Annotated in this window: 2 protein-coding genes; both read right to left on the bottom strand. The window is 53.7% G+C overall.

Annotated features, from left to right (window positions below; all coding sequences use genetic code 11):
* Positions 1-35: 35 nt before the first annotated feature.
* The gene (gene pilV / locus V6D20_05845) at positions 36-476 is read right to left on the bottom strand and encodes a type IV pilus modification protein PilV (GenBank protein ID HEY9815308.1); all 441 of its coding nucleotides are present in this window, start codon (positions 474-476) and stop codon (positions 36-38) included.
* A complete protein-coding gene (locus tag V6D20_05840; GenBank protein ID HEY9815307.1) occupies positions 469-963 on the bottom strand; it encodes a GspH/FimT family pseudopilin in 495 nt (164 codons plus the stop codon). The genes pilV and V6D20_05840 overlap by 8 nt, the downstream gene beginning before the upstream one ends.
* Positions 964-1,115 lie beyond the last annotated feature (152 nt).

The following is a 1,115-nucleotide window of genomic DNA, read 5'->3' as shown; positions in this document are numbered from 1 at the left end:
TACAGAGGAGCTAGACACTGCGTAATACTCCATGGTCATAACCCCGGAAGCTTCGCCAGAAACTCCAGGTTGGAGACGTTTTCACCCACAAAACGCTCATCGCGCCATCCCAGGACGATGCGATAACCACACTCGGTGGAGGCAGAAACTCCGACAGCTGCATCCACATCGAGCGTGTTGAAATAGGGGGTCCATGCATCTCCCCAGTTATTCACGTGATCAAGACCATGACCGTCTATAAAAGGACATACCCTGTTATGCTCACCCAGTTCCACCCACAGGCGCTCCTCGGCATCTTGGGCGGCGACGGAAGCAATAGAGCGTTGATAGGACACATGGGCACTCTGCAGCGCCTTGAGCTGCATGGCGGCCACGCCCAGTAACCCAAACGCTAGGACCAGTAGCGCCACCAGGGCTTCGATCAAGGTAAAGCCCTCCACTGATGCCTTGAATTTACGCACTCGATATTTAGCCACCACAGGCCTCCTTCGATGCCACACCTGCGAGATTGATGGACAAACATTTCTGAGTGGCATCATCAGAAATGGTAAGATTAGCGCTTTCGCTCGCCCTGCCCAGCGCATTAAAGGTAACTGTCAGAGGACTACCGACGGTGACGGCAGTTGGAGAACTCTGGACAGTGACGGGTGAATCCAACTGATCGATGGAGCGCACCAAGATGGTCCCGCCATTACGCCTAACCTCAAGCAACCATCCCATTTCATCTCCAGAGTCATCCAGCGACAGCACCGCTGTCACCGCCTCTCTCCTCTTTACCGCCTCTTCCCTGGCGAGACTCACCCCGGTAAGTATCTCGTTGTGCGATGCCACCAGAAGATTGGATTTCACCAACTGCTGAAAATTGGGAACCGCGATGGTCGCTATCACAACAAGAACAGCAATCGTCACCAGTAACTCTATTAGAGTAAATCCCCTAGGCAGCCCGCCCTTACCAGCACGCATCAGCAAGTACAGTCCCTCCCGAGTCTTTATTCCCCCTGACGCCTTGATGGTTCAGGGTGAAGATTCCGCAAGGATCATCCGCTTGCACGCCCTGTGGAGATGCCTGCAGGAGAAATTGTGATGACGTCAAATTAGGCGCCGACACTTTATAG

Source organism: Candidatus Obscuribacterales bacterium, assembly GCA_036703605.1.
In the GTDB taxonomy this organism is placed as follows: Bacteria; Cyanobacteriota; Cyanobacteriia; order RECH01; family RECH01; genus RECH01.
Note: the sequence above shows the minus strand (reverse complement) of the source record. Positions and strands in the feature narration are given on the sequence as shown.

Coding starts and splice junctions, on each gene's coding strand:
- V6D20_05840 (HEY9815307.1), bottom strand. CDS start 963: ATGCGTGCTGGTAAGGGCGGGCTGCCTAGGGGATTTACTCTAATAGAG.